The 16980-nt window shown below is 33.8% G+C and carries 16 protein-coding genes; 4 read left to right on the forward strand and 12 right to left on the reverse strand.

Annotation, left to right across the window (positions count from 1 at the left end):
• Window positions 1-10 precede the first annotated feature (10 nt).
• The 9 genes from CD035_RS09195 to CD035_RS09235 all read right to left on the reverse strand — a co-directional run bounded on the left by CD035_RS09195 (window position 11) and on the right by CD035_RS09235 (window position 10363).
• Complete coding sequence (locus tag CD035_RS09195; RefSeq protein WP_048540519.1) at window positions 11-1831, reverse strand: assimilatory sulfite reductase (NADPH) flavoprotein subunit; 1821 nt, start codon at window positions 1829-1831, stop codon at window positions 11-13.
• Window positions 1832-1933: 102 nt separating this feature from the next.
• Entirely contained in the window at window positions 1934-2665 is a 732-nt protein-coding gene (locus CD035_RS09200) for a phosphoadenylyl-sulfate reductase (RefSeq protein WP_048540518.1), read from the reverse strand.
• A 454-nt stretch (window positions 2666-3119) separates the two neighbouring features.
• Window positions 3120-4742: a BCCT family transporter gene (locus CD035_RS09205; RefSeq protein WP_048540517.1), complete on the reverse strand. Its 1623-nt coding sequence runs from the start codon at window positions 4740-4742 to the stop codon at window positions 3120-3122.
• A gap of 339 nt (window positions 4743-5081) precedes the next feature.
• Window positions 5082-5771 carry an LrgB family protein gene (locus CD035_RS09210; RefSeq protein ID WP_048540516.1) on the reverse strand — a complete coding sequence of 230 codons (690 nt, stop codon included), beginning with the start codon at window positions 5769-5771 and terminating at the stop codon, window positions 5082-5084.
• Window positions 5768-6151: a CidA/LrgA family protein gene (locus CD035_RS09215; protein WP_048540515.1), complete on the reverse strand. Its 384-nt coding sequence runs from the start codon at window positions 6149-6151 to the stop codon at window positions 5768-5770. The genes CD035_RS09210 and CD035_RS09215 overlap by 4 nt, the downstream gene beginning before the upstream one ends.
• A 149-nt stretch (window positions 6152-6300) precedes the next feature.
• Window positions 6301-7197: a cidABC operon transcriptional activator CidR gene (gene cidR, locus CD035_RS09220; RefSeq protein ID WP_048540514.1), complete on the reverse strand. Its 897-nt coding sequence runs from the start codon at window positions 7195-7197 to the stop codon at window positions 6301-6303.
• A gap of 35 nt (window positions 7198-7232) precedes the next feature.
• Window positions 7233-8567 (reverse strand): sodium-dependent transporter, encoded by a 1335-nt coding sequence (locus CD035_RS09225; RefSeq protein ID WP_048540513.1) that lies wholly within the window; start codon window positions 8565-8567, stop codon window positions 7233-7235.
• 70 nt (window positions 8568-8637) lie between these two features.
• Window positions 8638-9786, reverse strand: coding sequence for an FAD-dependent oxidoreductase (locus CD035_RS09230; RefSeq protein WP_048540579.1), 1149 nt, complete (start codon window positions 9784-9786; stop codon window positions 8638-8640).
• Window positions 9787-9799: 13 nt separating this feature from the next.
• Window positions 9800-10363 carry a PadR family transcriptional regulator gene (locus tag CD035_RS09235; RefSeq protein ID WP_048540512.1) on the reverse strand — a complete coding sequence of 188 codons (564 nt, stop codon included), beginning with the start codon at window positions 10361-10363 and terminating at the stop codon, window positions 9800-9802.
• A 213-nt stretch (window positions 10364-10576) separates the two neighbouring features.
• Between CD035_RS09235 and scdA the strand changes: the two genes are divergently transcribed.
• The 4 genes from scdA (at window position 10577) to CD035_RS09255 (ending at window position 13514) form a co-directional block, all read left to right on the forward strand.
• The gene (gene scdA / locus CD035_RS09240; RefSeq protein WP_048540511.1) at window positions 10577-11260 is read left to right on the forward strand and encodes an iron-sulfur cluster repair di-iron protein ScdA; all 684 of its coding nucleotides are present in this window, start codon (window positions 10577-10579) and stop codon (window positions 11258-11260) included.
• A 15-nt stretch (window positions 11261-11275) separates the two neighbouring features.
• Window positions 11276-12040 carry a class I SAM-dependent methyltransferase gene (locus CD035_RS09245; protein WP_048540510.1) on the forward strand — a complete coding sequence of 255 codons (765 nt, stop codon included), beginning with the start codon at window positions 11276-11278 and terminating at the stop codon, window positions 12038-12040.
• A 58-nt stretch (window positions 12041-12098) separates the two neighbouring features.
• Entirely contained in the window at window positions 12099-12536 is a 438-nt protein-coding gene (locus CD035_RS09250; protein WP_048540509.1) for a VOC family protein, read from the forward strand.
• A 111-nt stretch (window positions 12537-12647) separates the two neighbouring features.
• Window positions 12648-13514, forward strand: a complete 867-nt coding sequence (locus tag CD035_RS09255; protein ID WP_048540508.1) for a nuclease-related domain-containing protein — start codon at window positions 12648-12650, stop codon at window positions 13512-13514.
• 705 nt (window positions 13515-14219) lie between these two features.
• Here the strand turns inward: CD035_RS09255 and CD035_RS09260 are convergent.
• From CD035_RS09260 to CD035_RS09270, 3 genes are read right to left on the reverse strand one after another with little or no spacing between them, the layout of a single operon-like run.
• Complete coding sequence (locus CD035_RS09260; protein ID WP_048540507.1) at window positions 14220-15188, reverse strand: sugar phosphate isomerase/epimerase family protein; 969 nt, start codon at window positions 15186-15188, stop codon at window positions 14220-14222.
• A 12-nt stretch (window positions 15189-15200) separates the two neighbouring features.
• Entirely contained in the window at window positions 15201-16241 is a 1041-nt protein-coding gene (locus CD035_RS09265) for a Gfo/Idh/MocA family protein (RefSeq protein WP_048540506.1), read from the reverse strand.
• 17 nt (window positions 16242-16258) lie between these two features.
• On the reverse strand, window positions 16259-16975 hold the full coding sequence (locus CD035_RS09270; protein ID WP_048540505.1) for a ThuA domain-containing protein: 717 nt from the start codon (window positions 16973-16975) through the stop codon (window positions 16259-16261).
• Window positions 16976-16980 lie beyond the last annotated feature (5 nt).

The raw sequence follows: 16980 nt of genomic DNA on the forward strand, positions 1-16980 counted from the left end.
TTGCCCCCTCTTAATAAATATCTCTTTGATATCTTCTCTCTTTTTTTAATTCAGTTAAAAATTCTTCTGCTTCTTCTTCGTTATAATGTCCTTCTTTTTGAATGACATTTAAAATGGATTGATGCACATCTTTAGCCATATGTTTTTCATCTCCACATACATAGATTGCTGCACCTTCTTGAATCCATTGATAAAATTCTTTACTGTTTTCTTCAATTCTATGTTGTACATATACTTTTTCTTCTGAATCTCTTGAGAACGCGACACTTAATTTATCAAGTACGCCATCTTTCAACCAACCTTGCCATTCCGTTTGGTATAAGAAGTCTGTCGTAAAGTGTTGTTCACCGAAGAATAACCAAGCTTTATTAGTAAGTTCTAATTCTTCTTTTTCTTGAATATATGATCTAAATGGCGCAACACCTGTACCTGGTCCAATCATAATGACAGGCGTTTCACTTGTTTTAGGGAACTTAAAGTTCGGATTCTTCTTCAAGTAAATCGGTACTGTATCACCTGGTTGTAATCGTTCTGCAAATTGTACTGAGCAAACACCTTTTCTATCTCTATCATGAGAGTGATAACGAACTGCTCCTATAGTAAGATGTACTTCATCAGGTGCTGCTTGATGACTACTTGCGATTGAATATTCACGAGCTGGTAATTTTCTCAATATTTGATGCAAAGCATCTGGTTGCAAATCTTCAGGTGGAAAATCATTTAATAAGTCTATTAAATCGCGACCTTCAACGTATCCGTAAATCCATCGATCTTTTTTAACTTTTTCAGATAACACACCATTACCGAAGATATTCGCAGCCTTTGTGACGATTGGTTTTGTTAATTTTGTAATTTCGAAATGATTAGTTAATGCATCACGTAAACTTAATGTATCGCCTGAATCATTAATTGGCACAATTTCTTCTGGATCCCAAACAAGTGTTTCAATTAACTCTGATACAATTTCGGGATCATTTTTAGGAAATATGCCGATACAATCGCCTGGTTCAAATGAATCATTGAAACCTTCTAAAGAAAGTTCGATATGTCTAACTTCTTTATTTGAACCTCTACCGTTTAAATTAATATTCTCTAAAATTTCAGCTTCATACGGATTAGAGCGTGAATATGTTTGAGTAGCTGATAAATCTTCAGCATCTAATTTAACGGGTTCCTCTGCCGTTTGACCTGATACTTGTCCGATTGAATTTAAAATGTCTTCCATCCATTTCTCAGCAGGTTCATCAAAGTCTAAATCACAATCTACTCTTGGATGTATTCTCTCTGCACCTAACTCTTCTAATCTCTTATCAAAATCTTTACCCGTCTGACAGAAGAATTCATATGATTCGTCTCCAAGTGCTAACACTGAGAATCTAACATCATTCAACTTAGGTGCCTTACGACTATGTAAAAACTCATGGAATGTAATTGCATTATCTGGTGGATCTCCTTCTCCATGAGTCGCTGTGATAATAAATAAATCTTCTACTTTCTTTAAATCTTTTGTCTTAAAATCTTCCATACATGCAAGATTGACATTGAATGATTTTTCTTTTAATTTACTTTCTAACGTTTCAGCTAAACCTTGAGCATTACCTGTTTCAGAACCAAACAATACCGTAATATCTCGCTTCTTAAACTTAGGTTCACTGCTTACTGCTGTAGATTGCTCAACAACAGGTGCACTTGCTTGACCACCTTGCACGACTGACGCCGATAAGTAACCACTCAACCAAATCTTTTGTTCAGTTGTAAGTGTTGCAAAAACTTGATTTAACTTTTCTGACTGCTCTTGATTAAAAGGGCTATTTGTTACTGATAATTCCAAAGATGTCACCTCATCCTGTCCAATTATTTAAGTTTTAAATACTATTCTTATGGGAATAGTCTGATTTATGCTAAAAAAAGATTAATAAATCTCTTAATTAGATTACTTAGGTTTATTATTTACTGTATGCAAACCACATTCAGTTTTGTTGAAATTCGTCCATCTTCCTTCACGTGAATCACCTGAAGAAGATACTTGAGCTGTACAAGGAATACATCCAATACTTGGATAATTAAAGTCATGAAGTTCATTGTAGGTTAAATCGTGGCGTTCAATATATGCCCATACGTCGTCCCAAGTCCAATAAATTAAAGGACAAACTTTTATAGATTTAAATCTTTCATCTTTATTAATAAAATCGGTATTTTGTCTACTTGGAGATTGTTCTCTTCTTAGTCCTGAGACCCAAGCAGTAGCGCCCGATAATACTTCTTCTAACGGTTTAATCTTTCTGATATAACAACATTGATTCGGGTCACTTGTCCATAGTGCCGGTTCATATTGATCTGCTTGTTGCTCTAGCGTTAAATCTGGCTTTTTAAGTTCAATATTTAATGTTGGATATCTTTCTTTCACACGGTCAATCAAATCGTACGTTTCTTGAAAATGCAAATCAGTATCTAAGAAGACAATTTTGGCATCTGGTTTAACTTTTGATATTAAATCTATCAAAATCATACCCTCTGCCCCAAAACTACATGAATATACGATAGAATCTCCATAATGTTCATACGCCCATTTAATTATTTGATATGCACCTTTAGTTTCATCGTCAATATCAATATCTTTAAAAGGATCAGTGTCAAAACGTTCATAAGTTAACACTTCGGCCATGATATATAACGTCCTCCTTATACTTATTTCTACAAGCTTTTATGTTTAAAATCAATGTTTTTAGCAGAAATTATTTTAAACAGATAAGTTTACTAAGAAATAATAAATTATGATGATTAGCATACCCGATACATCATATGATGTCAACTATTCTTTTTAAATTTTCAGTCTATTTAATGAAGAAATTATTCACTGAAAATGTTAGGTATTGTGAACACTTCAGTGTTAGTTTGTTTTTAACTGGGGCTTAGTTACAAAACTCCGCGGAGTTGTTTCTAACAGCACCCTTATTTACAAAACTTCCTGGATTTGTTTCTAACAGCACCCTTATTTACAAAACTACTCAAATTTGTAACTACTCCTATCGTTATTCACACTTCTCATCAAAAATGCTTCTAACAAAATTAAGATATAAAAATTCCAACAAAACCATAAGATTTTGTTGGAATTTTTATTATAAGTTATCGTCTTCTTTTTCTGCCCGTACTTGAACGATTCTTAATGATCGTCGTTCTACTGCTTTTAATTTTTCAGCTCGTTCTTCTAATTTAATTCGATCTCCGCCTAGTGTCCGGATAAATGAAACCATCATCATCACAAATATAACGGTTAGTGGCACACTCGCTAATATGGATGCGGTCTTCAAGACGTCTAACGCGCGTTCTCCACCTACTAACATTAATGAAAATGGCAATAAGCATAATGCAAACGCCCAGAATAATCGATTTGCTTTTAATGGTTCGTCTATGACTTCTTTTTGAGTTGCTGCTGCTAATATATATGACCCCGAATCAAATGTCGTTGCTAAATATAAGAATGCTGAGATTAAGAATAGAACAATCATTACTTTTGGAAATGGTAATTGATGCATCACTTCTATTATAGTGGCTTCAGCGCTATGTTGATTCAAGAATTGAATGACATCAAATTGTCCTGAAATTTGTAAGAACACTGCATAGTTACCAAAGATACCAAAGAATAATACACATCCTAAAGTTCCATAAATAATTGTACCTAATACGACTTCTTTTAACGTACGGCCTTTGGAAATTCTGGCAATAAATAAGCCAATAAATGGCGCATATACTAACCACCAAGACCAATAGAATATCGTCCAATCTTGAGGAAAGTTTGTTTCTTTTCTATCTCCTACACCACCAAATGGTTCTAACCATGTTGCCATTCTAAAGAAATTCTTCAACATATTTCCTAATCCTGATACAGTCGTTTCCATAATAAATATCGTTGGCCCAACAATCAGTACGATTCCTAAAATTAAGAACGTTAGCCAAACGTTAATATCACTTAATTTTTGTATACCCTTTTTCAAGCCAGTATAAGAACTAAATGCAAAGATGACTGTAATGATAAGTAAGATAATGCTTCTCATAACCATATTCTCACCGTCAAGTCCTGTAAGTCGCTCTATCCCAGCAGAAATCATTGGTACACCCAATGCTAATGATGTCGCTGCACCGCCTAATAATCCAAAAATAAATAAAATATCTACAATTTTACCGAGTAATTTATCCGTTTGACCTTTTAAAATTGGTCTACATGCTTGGCTGATTTTATAAATTGGTTTCTTCTTAACAAATACTAAATAACCAATTGGCAAAGCAGGTAACACATAAATCGCCCAAGCTATTGGTCCCCAATGAAACATGCCATACATTGTTGCGTATTCGAGTGCTTCATCCGTCATACTACCTGCCCCATACGGCGGCACTTGATAATAGTATGCCCATTCGATGACACCCCAGTATAGAATATCAGAACCGATACCCGCACAAAACAGCATCGAAATCCAACTAAAATTATTAAATTCAGGTTTATCACTTGCTTTACCTAAAGTGACATTCCCGTATTTCCCAAACGCTATGTATAATACAAATGCAAAAACAATCAATCCAAGTAATAGATACCATGATCCTAATGAGTCTGAAATAACATCATTAATACTTGTGATGACTTCTTGACTAGCTTTAGGGAATACCATCATCGGTATAACAGCGATAAGTAATACTGCAACCGTCCCATAAAATGTCCACCAGTCCATTACTTTATGTTTCTTCACTTCTGAACACTCCTCGTTGTCGATTAATGTACATCGTTAAATAATCATTATTAATGAACACGATGATTTAAATCACAATGAAGACACTATAGAACTTTAAATAAAAATGCAAATTACATACAATGAAAAGCATCATTACTTATGAATAAATATATATAATACACTTTTTATAATCATTATAAATATTGCTACAACGGTTGTGTTAAGTTAAAATTTAACGAACGTAACAAATCTAACGTTCTTTTATTATGAATTTTTATACATATTCAATGAATATAAATTTATATAAAAAAGAAGGAGATATGACATGAAATTTGCCATATCTCCTTCTATATCTCATTAAATATAAGTGGTCATTAAATAAAGTACTGGTAACATAATCGCACTGAGTACAGCTGTTAAAATCATACCAATTGTACTAAATGCACCTGCTTCGATATTGGATTCTAAAGCTTTTGCTGTACCAAAAGCATGTGAAGCATTACCATACGTTAAACCTTTCGCTAAATCACTTTTAAACTTCGCTTTACTAATATAAAAATTACCTAAAATACTACCAATTAAGCCTGTCGCTATAATAAACATAACCGTTATCGTATCTGTTCCACCCATTTGATGAGACACTTCAATGCCTACTGCTGCTGTCATCGATCTAGGTAAAATTGTTACAATCGTTGAACTCGGATATCCCATTATATATAGGACACCATAAATAAGGACAAAGTTAACCATGATACCTGCCAATACACTTGAAATAATAATTTTGAAGTTCGCGACAATCAACTTTCTGTATTTATATAACGGATACGCTAAACTCACAACTGAACAATCTAAAAATTGATGAATCCATGAACCACCTACCATGTAGTCTTTGTAATTCATACCTAAGACTAATAAAATTGCGACAATCATAATTGAAGCAATCAGTGCTGGATTAAGAATAGGATGTTTATATTTAATTTGTAGTTTCTTAGCGATGATAAAACAAGCTAATGTTAAAAGTACCATCAATAAAGATTGTATAATCATGATGCATTCTCCTTATCCGTTTTATTAATATTTAAAAACTTCTCACAAACATAACCAGATGACAGTGCTACTAAACTTGTACTCACAATGAGTAACACGACCATAATGATATAACCTGGTCCAATCTGATCTGCAATATCCATAATACCTACAATTGAAGGCACGAAAAACAAAATCATAACATTAATTAATTTATTAGCACCGACTTCTATCCATCGTTCAGGTAAAATACCTGTTAGAAGTAATAAAAATAATAATGCTAGTCCAACAATACTACCTGCAATTGGTATATGTAATATTTCTTGAAGCCATTTACCAATTTGAGTAATCATATATATGAGAGATACTTGAAAAAGTATCTTTATAAACAATTTAATCATATAAACTCATCCTTTTAATAAGACGTTATAGACAATATTATAGGACGGTTCAAAGTATTAATAAAATACATATTATCGATTACAACTATTCCACTTCGGAATAGTTCAATTATATTTTTATTGTTCATAGCAAGAAACAGGCTAGAACATTATGTTCCAGCCTGTTTCTTGATTAATGATTCTTTTAGAAATAATATCCATTCTTTCGTAACTCTGTTAACATAGGCACCTTTTTTCCAAATTAATCCGAGATGCCAATATATCTTTTCACCTTCAAGTTCAATCATTGTCACATCATCACTCATTTGTTCAGCAATACTTCGTGGCACAATAGATAGACCAAGTCCTCTTTCTATCATATTGCTGATAAAGGTAAGCTGTGATATTTTAGCAACTGTCTTTGGATAGAAGCCTTCTTTCCGGCAGTTCTCAATAATCATATCTCTTAAATAGTAGTCATCGTGGAACAAAACAAATTCTTCATCTTTCAATTCACTGATTGATACTTGATGTCTCTCTGCAAGTTTATGTGACTTATTCACTACTAAAAACAATTCCTCTTTATAAAGTGGCACGCTGTTATATTTAGATGAATCTACAGGTAATGTCGTCACACCAATATCTACTTCATCTTTATTAATATAATGTTCTACCGCTTTACCGCCACCTTCAGTAACTTCGTATGTGACGTTAGAATATTTACCATGAAAATTCTCAAGACTGTCTGTTATAAGATCCACTTTAATCATAGGTGACAACCCTAATCTAATATGTCCACGTTGCACTTCAAAGATATCATTCAATTCGAGCGTCAAATGATCAAATAGCGTTAAGAATTCTACTGCTTTATCGTAAAATACTTCGCCAGTATCTGTTAGTTTAATGTGTTTTTGTGAACGATCAAATAGCGTGACATCAAATTCATTTTCAAGATTTTTTACAGCTTTACTAATTGTAGATTGCGCTACAAATAAATGTTCTGCAGCTTGTGTCATACCACCATTTCTAACAATTTCCACAAAATATTTTAACTGTTTAAACTCCATTTGCTATACCTCATTTCATGGATTTCATGACAGAATTAAAGCGAACATATAAATACGATAAGTATAATAATCGGAATGATATATCTCATTAAGAATTTCCATAATTTAAACCATTTTAAAGAAAGTTGATTCCCCATTTGGAATTCTCTTTTTACAATAGCTTGATCCATTCTAAACGAAATAAATATTGCGATTAGTAAACAGCCAATTGGCAATAGTATGTTGCTCACTAAATAATCTGTAGCATCAAATATAGACTTCCCAAAAATCGAAACATCTGCAAGAACACCATATGACAGTGATGATGGAATACAAGCGATAAATGTCAGTAATCCTAATACCCATACTATTTTTGAACGCGATCTTTTGCCTTCTTTTTCAAAAGCTGAAATGATAATTTCAAATTGACTAAATGAAGAAGTCAATGTCGCAAATAAGAATAACAGTAAAAATAACGTTAAGAATACTGAACCAAATGCCATTTGGCCAAATACATTAGGTAATACGATAAATAATAATCCAGGACCTTCAGTAGGTTCTAATGAAAAAGCAAATACAACTGGGAATATCGCCATTCCCGCTAATATAGACACGATAATATTCATAATCGATACCGACATAGCTGACGTTGGTAAACTTTCTTTTTTACTTAAATACGAACTATAAGTAACCATACATGAGAATCCCACAGCTAACGCGAAGAATGACTGACCTAACGCATATAACACGCCTTCAGCTGAGAAGTCTTCAAAGTTGAAACTAAAGAAGAACGATAATCCTTCAGATGCGCCTTCTAAAGTTACTGCTCTCGCAACAAGAATAATAAAGAATATAAATAATAAAGGCATTAATACATTATTTGCACGTTCAATACCTTTTTTAATACCGAAGTTTAACACAACAACATTCATTAAAATAAAGACAAACACACCGATTAATACAGTAAATGGCTCTCCTATAATTTGTTCAAAGACTTTACTGTAATTTGTATCATCAGATATAAGATTGCCTGTTAATCCTAATGCTGTATAAATTGTAATCCAACCACCTACAACACTGTAAAAGGATAATAATAAGAAACATCCAATAACACCAAGTCTTCCCGTTATTCTCCATGGTGATTTGGGTGCTAGCGTATCATAGGCAGCAACAGCTTCTTTGTTTGTTGCACGTCCAATGATAAATTCAGAAATCAACATCGGTAATCCGATAAATAATGTAAATATAATAAATAACAATAAGAAGGCGCCACCACCGAATTGACCTGCAACATAAGGAAACTTCCATATTGCGCCAATACCGATTGCAGCACCTGCTGATGCCATAATAAATCCTATCTTAGATGACCATTGATCTCTTTGATTGACCATGTTATCACTCCATTCAGTTCTTCCTTAATTGAAGTATAACGTAAATTAATCATCTACACAGTAAGAATTTTTATGACATTTGTTCTACATCTGTAAATATACTGCCCATTTTTTCAGCAGCATTATCTGAAAACATTAACTCTAAATTATCTTGAGATTCTTGTGCGTGCTCTTCAGAAGCTTTGTACATTTCATCTTCGTATGCTGTTATCACATCTTCTAAATTGTCATGATTTTTAAATGCACGTGCTAATAAATACGCATCATATAAAGCTGTATTAACACCTTCACCAGCGAATGGACTCATAACGTGAGCAGCGTCACCTAACAATGTCACATTCGATTGACGTTCCCATTTAAAACCAATTGGCAATTTATAAATTCTTCTAAACAGAACTTTATCATCGGCATATGAAATGTATTTTAACAGCTCTTTATCCCAATCTTTAAAATCTTGTAATAAACGTGATTTTAGTTGTTCGGGTGACAAAGCTTTATACGTATCTAAATCTTTATATGGCATGCGATAAGTGACATAAACTTTAATCGATCCATCACCGTTTAATTGTCCAAGTATAGCTTGATCCCCGCCAAGCGCCATTATTTTACCATTCTTATTAAAAGCAGCTAAATCTGGAAATTGTTGTTTCACATCAGAAATGTTTAGTTCGACCATTGATATGCCTGTGTAGCCGATTTCTTGCTCTGTAATAAATGGTCTCACTTTAGAAAAGGATCCGTCTGCACCTACTACAACATCAAAGATTTCACTCACATTATGATTAAAAGTAACTTTCACTTTATGATTATTTAACGTTTCGATTGCTTTAAATTCATAATGATAACGGATGTTTTCTGGATTAATTTCGTTAAGAATCATATCGCAAAGTTCGCCACGATCAATCTCTGGTCTTCCGCCTTCACCTTCAGCATCATCTTCAAAATACAATGTGCCATCTGGTCCAAGAATTTTTGTGTCTTCGCCTTCAAATCTTGCCATACTTTTAAATGTTTCAATAAGACCAGCTTCTTTAATCGGCAATTGTCCTGATTCTTCGTGAATATCTAATGAACCACCTCTGTTGCCGTTAATATCACGTTCACCTTTTTCAAATATAGTAAATGGAATTCCTTGTTTTTGTAGTAACAAACCGAGCATTAAGCCACCAGGACCACCACCAATAATTGCTACTTTATTATTTTTATTGCTTTTCAACATTTTTACCTTCTTTTTAGTTTTTATATAAGTTTTTTGCTTTTTCTTTTGTTTCATTTATAAATGATTCGAATTTCGCTTTTTTCTCATCATCTTCCACTGCTTCTCTTCCTGCTAACATAATTTCTTTAAATAAATCTCTAAGTTGATTTCGTGCATCTTCCATTGCTTTAATATCAACATTTTGGAATCCTTCTAATCGTTTCGTAAATTCATCTTGATTGATGTTTTCATTTAAAAATGCTTCGCCTTCATCTGTAATTGTATAAACTTTTTTATTACCATCTTTAGAAATTGATACAAAGTCTCTATCTTCTAACATTTGCAAAATTGGATAAACTGAACCTGGGCTTGGTGCATAGAATCCTTTAAATCTTTCTTCTAAATCTTTAATGACTTGATAACCATGTTTCGGTTCTTCTTTTAACATTTTTAAAATAATAAATTGTAAGTTCCCTTTCTTAAAGAAACGATCTCTTCCCGGATGACCGCCAAAACCTTTTCCAAAATCAAAGCCATCACGATTCATCATATGGCCTCTGTGATTGTTAAATCTTCCCTCAAAATTTCTTCTAAACATATAATCACCTTTCTCCTTTTCGATATATCGTTATATTATCCGATATATCGAAAAGAGTCAAGCGATATATCGGAATAAATTTTATCGACATCTTTTCATACCATATTTTTACAATTTTATGTTATTTTCATGGAATTCCCTAATACTGAGAATGTTTCTCATATAATATAATTGAGATATATAGAAGGTAAATATTTTAAAGGAGGTCATTACATGATTACTAAAGAGCGTCATGTTGCTGATGTCGTAACAGATATTCCAAAGTCTGCTGATATTTTCCGTAAATACGGTATCGACTTTTGTTGTGGAGGTGATGTATCCATTGATCAAGCTGTGTCTAATAATAAAAAGGTCGATTTAGAAACATTGTTAAATCAACTCAATAGCATACCTGTCGATCAACAAAATGGTGGAATTGATATTAAATATTTAGATGCTGCTTCACTTATTCAGTACATTCAATCTCGATATCATGAAGCATTGAGAACTGAATTCCAAAACTTAACACCTTATGTTACAAAGTTGGCTAAAGTTCACGGTCCAAGTCATCCATATTTATTAGAACTAAAGGACTTATATACTAAATTGAAGTCTGCATTATTAGAACATATTGACGAAGAAGATCATCAGTCGTTCCCTAAACTTTTAGATGTATCAGCAGGTAAACAAGTTAATCAATTAAACGAAACCATTACATCCCTAGTTGATGACCATGACGAAGCAGGACAATTATTACGAGAGATACGTGCCATCACAAATGATTACCAACCACCTCTAGAAGCATGTGGTACATGGAGACTTGTCTATCAACGTTTAGAACAATTAGAACGCGACACACATGAACATGTTCATTTAGAAAACCACGTATTATTCAAGAAATACAAACATCTACTTTAAAAACTTTTTAAAGGAATGATTCATTATGAAAAAGAAGCTGGACATACATTTTTAGCAAAGTTAGGTAAGAAACGATTAAGACCCGGTGGAAAAATTGCGACAGATTGGCTCATTAAAAAAGGCCATTTTACGAGAGATAAATATGTATTAGAAGTTGGATGCAATATGTGTACGACAGCTATGCAAATTGCGAAAACTTACGGATGTAGAATTGAAGGTGTCGACTTAAATGCTAAAGCTCTAGAAAAAGGTATTAAAAATGTATCATCTGCAAACTTATCTCATTTAATTAATGTTCAAAAAGCTAATGCGATGAACTTACCATTTGAAGATGAACAATTTGATATCGTATTAAATGAAGCGATGCTTACAATGTTGCCAATCAAAGCGAAAGAACAAGCATTAAAAGAATATTATCGTGTCTTAAAACCAGGCGGCATCGTATTAACACATGATATCGCAATTATTAATGTTAAATCTAAAGATGAAATCATCTATCATTTAAGTGATGCCATTAACGTGAAAGTAACCCCACTACCAACAGCAGAGTGGTACAAACTTTATCAAGATGCTGGTTTCAAACAAATAGAATCGCACATCGGCGCATTAACACTTATGACACCTGCTGGCATGATACGAGATGAAGGTGTTCTAGGTACATTTAAAATTATTAAAAATGCCTTAAAGAAAGAAAATCGATCTATGTTCTTTAATATGTTTAAAACAATGAAACGATATAAAAAAGATATGAATTATATTGTTCATGCTGTTAGGAAATAACCGTCTCAACAGATATAATAGTTATAATATAACTATTAACTGAATTGGAGATGTAAACATGAAATTAAATAAAATGGATCATGTAGGTATTATCGTTGAAGATTTAGAATCTGTTAAAGTATTTTTTACTACGTTAGGATTGGAACTGATCGGAGAACAAAATATTAATGGTGAATGGATCGACAATATTTATGGTGTAGATGCTTTAGAAGCAAGTATTGCTATGATGAAAGTTCCTCACGATGAAACAGCTATAGAACTCATACAATTTCGTGACCAATCAACAACGACTAACAAATCTTTACATTTCCCAAGAAATATAGGCGCTAGTCATTTTGCATTTTCAGTTCAAAATATTGAACAAGTTGTAGAACAATTGGCCACAACATCTTCCAATGTGATTGGAGAAATTACGCAATTCGAAGACATGTATAAATTGTGTTATATCAAGGGTCCAGAAGGCATATATATCGAATTAGCTGAAAAACTCAAATAAGTTATGGTAAAAACATTTTGGTAATCAGGATAAATGGTTTCTAAAATGTTTTTATTTGTATTTTAGTGGAATATTATATATAATAAATGTAAAAAAATAGGAGGTTGATAGATGGAACTCACACGATATAATAAGGCAATCTTTGGTCGAATAGATGCCAATCAAGACACCCAAGAAATTTATCGACAAATCCAAGGTGAAGAAGGTGAACAAATTGTACAACAAATGTTAGAACAAGAACTTAAGTTAAATTATGTACATAACATTGAATTAAATATAAAGAACAAAATTCAACTCGATTTCCTCATTGTAGATGATGATATGATAATCAATTTAGAAGTCAAACACTATAAAGGCGACTACTATATCATCGATAATCAAATGAAAAATAGTTACGGGAATATATTCCAAACCCCTTTTTTACAAATGAAAAGAGCCGAATATGAACTCGAACTGATTAAATCACATCTCAATATTAAACGAGATATAATATCTTATCTCGTCTTTACAAACCCCACATTTACACTTCACTCTGACATACCTAATCGTAAACAGGTACTGTTACCAACAGAGTTACACAAAATTCCAAAGCTATTTAATAATTTTAAAGTAGACGAAAATAGAGCCATCCTCAATAAAATCAAAACACTTAAACAAGATTTTTCGAAGACCTACCCTAGACATATAATTCCATTCGAACAAATCAAACCAGGCTTAAGATGCCCACATTGCCGTAAAATCAACCAAATACAATTAGAAAAACGGATGAGATTCGGTCATTGCATGTATTGCTCAAGACAGATACAGAGACAGTTACTCTACTTAGAAAATTTAAAAGAATTATACGTATTAAAAAATGGGCCATTTACATTGAAAGAAGCAGAACTGTGGTGTGGTGCGGATGCGCATGCTATCAGAAGAGTATGTAAACGTCATTTTAAAAAGAAGGGGAAACATAAAAGTTATTTTTATTTATAGAATAGTACCTTCTTAATCAAAGAATTTGGGCTCTTCTCGTCTTTACTCCTACTTTAAGCCAAGACTTGGGGGATCTCTTGGCTTTACTACCTCTTTAAGCCAAGACTTGAGCCACCTCTTGGCTTTACTCCTGCTTTAAGACAAGACTTAGGCCACCTCTTGGCTTTACTACCTCTTTAAGCCAAGACTTAGGCAATCTCTTGGCTTTACTACCTCTTTAAGACAAGACTTAGGCCACCTCTTGGCTTTACTCCTGCTTTAAGACAAGACTTGAGCCACCTCTTGGCTTTACTCCTGCTTTAAGACAAGACTTAAGCGATCTCTTGGCTTTACTCCTGCTTTAAGACAAGACTTAGGCGATCTCTTGGCTTTACTCCTGCTTTAAGACAAGACTTGGGGGATCTCTTGGCTTTACTCCTGCTTTAAGCCAAGACTTAGGCAATCTCTTGGCTTTACTACCTCTTTAAGCCAAGACTTAGGCCACCTCTTGGCTTTACTACCTCTTTAAGCCAAGACTTAGGCGATCTCTTGGCTTTACTCCTGCTTTAAGACAAGACTTGAGCCCAAATTTATAAAATGACTATATGTTTTCCTATATTTCTAATTTTGAAAAGTGAATCTACTGATCCCCATCCCCCATAGATTCACCCCCTCTCAAAAATAAAAACCATGGTATCAGCACCCAAGCTGAAACCATGGTTTTCTTCATGCCCACCATATATTATCTAATGATTCGTTTATATTCACTGTTTGTAAATTATGTGCTGCTTTTTGGAATCCTTCTTCTACTGACATGATTGGGTCTTCATGTTCTATACTCACGACATAATCATATCCATTGATTCTCAATGCACTAATAATATCTCCCCATACTTGTGGGCTATGTCCATAACCGACTGTTCTGAATGTCCAAGCTCTTGATTGAACTGAACTATACGGTTGCATATCTGTTAATCCGTACATATTGACATTTTCTTGGTCGATATAAGTATCTTTTGCATGAAAATGATGAATCGCACCAGCTTTACCTAAAATTTTAATAGCTGCTATCGGATCAATGCCTTGCCACCATAAATGACTTGGATCTAAGTTCGCACCAATAGCATCGTTTGTCGCTTCTCTAAGTTTTAAAAGTGTATGTGGTGTATGTACTGAGAATCCAGCGTGTAGTTCAATCCCTATTTTAACGTTATGATCTTTAGCAAACTGCGCCGCTTCTTTCCAATAAGGTATCAACTTCTTCTCCCATTGCCACTCTAATATTTCTGAGTATGCTGTTGGCCATGGTGTTACTGGCCAGTTTGGATGTTTAGCGTCTTCATCTGATCCTGGTATACCTGAAAATGTATTAACAACTGGGACACCTAGGATCGAAGCTAATTTTACCGATTTAATAAATGTCTCATGTGCTTGTTTAGCATGTTCTTTATCTGGTGAAACAGGATTGTCATGACAACTGAATGCACTGATTTCTAATCCACGTTTCTTTATAGCGTCCATAAATGCTTGTCTTTTACTTTCATCTTCTAACAATTCATCTACATTACAAAAGTGGTTACCTGGATTCCCACCTGTACCGATTTCGACCATTTTCAATCCAGATTCTGCAACATGATCTAACATTTCTTCAAACGTTTTATCTTGAAAAAGTACTGTAAATACACCAATTTTCATATGTAACACCCCTTATTTTATTTTAACACTCGTTCCTTGTTCACTACTTTCATAAATTGCATCTATTAATGCACTCACGCGTCTAGCTTCTTCAGGTTTCACGACCAACGACTCTAGTCCTAAACAACTGTTCACAAAGTTTAAAGTCTGACGTTCTGCAGCAATATTTTCATTATGTTCAGCATATGCTTGTTCGTTGAAAAATGTACCAAATCGAGGTTGATAAATTTCAAATGGATAAAGGTTAATGCCTCCATCTACACCAGACATACTTAAGTGAATTTTATCTTCTTTAATATTCGCAGACCATGAGCATTCAAACTGCATCGTTGAACCATCTTCAAATGTTATAAATGATGAAACATGGTCATCTACTTCAAATGTTTCATGATCAAATGTTCCCCAATCATTGATTTGATTAGGCGTCTGACTCAAACGGTTGTATGTCTTACCTAATACTTCGACTGGTTTAGCATCTGTTTGTAACCATAAAGCAAGGTCCAATAAATGGCATCCATAATCAATTAGACTGCCTCCACCTTGAAGTTGTTTATTTGTAAACACACCCCAGCCCGGCACTTTTCTTCGACGCAATGCTTGTACTCTCGTTACAAGCGCATCACCTACAACACCTTCGTCAATTGCACGACGGGCTGTTATCGCCGCATCTGTAAAGCGATAATGATAGCCTATTGCGAGCACTTTACCGGATTGATTTGCCGCTTCAATCATTGCATCACATTCTTCACGATTCATAGCCATTGGTTTCTCACAAAATACATGTACACCTGCATTTAACGCTGCAACTGTTATTTCTGCATGAAATTTATTTGGTGTACATATGACGACCGCATCTACACTTTTAAACATCTCCCCATATTCAGAAAAGACATTTGGAATTTGAAATTGTGATGATACTTTTTTAGCGAGCTCTTGATTGATATCTTGTACACCAACAATTTCAACTAAGTGATTTAATTTTTGTAAAGCTGGTATATGTCTGTTTTGTGCGATACCGCCGACACCTATAACACCTAGTTTAAGTTTATCCATAAATATAATCTCCTATTTTATTTCTTGCTAATTTCTTCTAAAGGTTGTGCATTACCATATTGATGTTTTGGTGTGCGATCATTTTTCGCCCACTTAACAGCATTTTTAATAACTTGTTGAATTTCTTCATTATAATAAGTAGGGTAACTTTCGTGTCCCGGTCTAAAATAAAAAATCTTTCCGTTTCCGCGCTTAAATGTCGCACCACTTCTAAACACTTCTCCACCTTCAAACCAACTGATAAATATTGTTTCATCTGGTGCTGGTATATCAAAGTGTTCGCCATACATTTCTTCTTTTTCTAATTCAATATACTGCCCTAATCCATCTGTAATTGGATGCGTTGGGTCAACTACCCAAAGTCGCTCTCTATCATCTGCTTCGCGCCATTTTAAGTCACATGTCGTACCCATCAAACTTTTGAATATTTTAGAGAAATGTCCAGAATGTAACACGATAAGACCCATACCATCTAGTACACGTGCTTTTACTTTTTCGACGATTTCATCTTTCACTTCATCATGTGCTTTATGACCCCACCATAACAAGACATCAGTCTCAGCTAATACTTCATCCGTTAATCCGTGTTCTGCTTCATCTAATGTTGCTGTTTTAACGTCGTGCTCTTCACCTAAAAATTCAGCAATTACATTGTGAATACCATTAGGATAAACTGCTTTAATTTCTTCACTTTCTACTTCGTGTCTATATTCATTCCATACTGTTATGTTCATTAATA

This window comes from Mammaliicoccus sciuri (assembly GCF_002901825.1).
In the GTDB taxonomy this organism is placed as follows: Bacteria; Bacillota; Bacilli; order Staphylococcales; family Staphylococcaceae; genus Mammaliicoccus; species Mammaliicoccus sciuri.

Coding starts and splice junctions, on each gene's coding strand:
- CD035_RS09200 (WP_048540518.1), bottom strand. CDS start 2,665: ATGGCCGAAGTGTTAACTTATGAACGTTTTGACACTGATCCTTTTAAA.
- CD035_RS09210 (WP_048540516.1), bottom strand. CDS start 5,771: ATGATTATACAATCTTTATTGATGGTACTTTTAACATTAGCTTGTTTT.
- CD035_RS09215 (WP_048540515.1), bottom strand. CDS start 6,151: ATGATTAAATTGTTTATAAAGATACTTTTTCAAGTATCTCTCATATAT.
- cidR (WP_048540514.1), bottom strand. CDS start 7,197: ATGGAGTTTAAACAGTTAAAATATTTTGTGGAAATTGTTAGAAATGGT.
- CD035_RS09225 (WP_048540513.1), bottom strand. CDS start 8,567: ATGGTCAATCAAAGAGATCAATGGTCATCTAAGATAGGATTTATTATG.
- CD035_RS09230 (WP_048540579.1), bottom strand. CDS start 9,786: ATGTTGAAAAGCAATAAAAATAATAAAGTAGCAATTATTGGTGGTGGT.
- CD035_RS09235 (WP_048540512.1), bottom strand. CDS start 10,363: ATGTTTAGAAGAAATTTTGAGGGAAGATTTAACAATCACAGAGGCCAT.
- scdA (WP_048540511.1), top strand. CDS start 10,577: ATGATTACTAAAGAGCGTCATGTTGCTGATGTCGTAACAGATATTCCA.
- CD035_RS09245 (WP_048540510.1), top strand. CDS start 11,276: ATGATTCATTATGAAAAAGAAGCTGGACATACATTTTTAGCAAAGTTA.
- CD035_RS09250 (WP_048540509.1), top strand. CDS start 12,099: ATGAAATTAAATAAAATGGATCATGTAGGTATTATCGTTGAAGATTTA.
- CD035_RS09255 (WP_048540508.1), top strand. CDS start 12,648: ATGGAACTCACACGATATAATAAGGCAATCTTTGGTCGAATAGATGCC.
- CD035_RS09260 (WP_048540507.1), bottom strand. CDS start 15,188: ATGAAAATTGGTGTATTTACAGTACTTTTTCAAGATAAAACGTTTGAA.
- CD035_RS09265 (WP_048540506.1), bottom strand. CDS start 16,241: ATGGATAAACTTAAACTAGGTGTTATAGGTGTCGGCGGTATCGCACAA.
- CD035_RS09270 (WP_048540505.1), bottom strand. CDS start 16,975: ATGAACATAACAGTATGGAATGAATATAGACACGAAGTAGAAAGTGAA.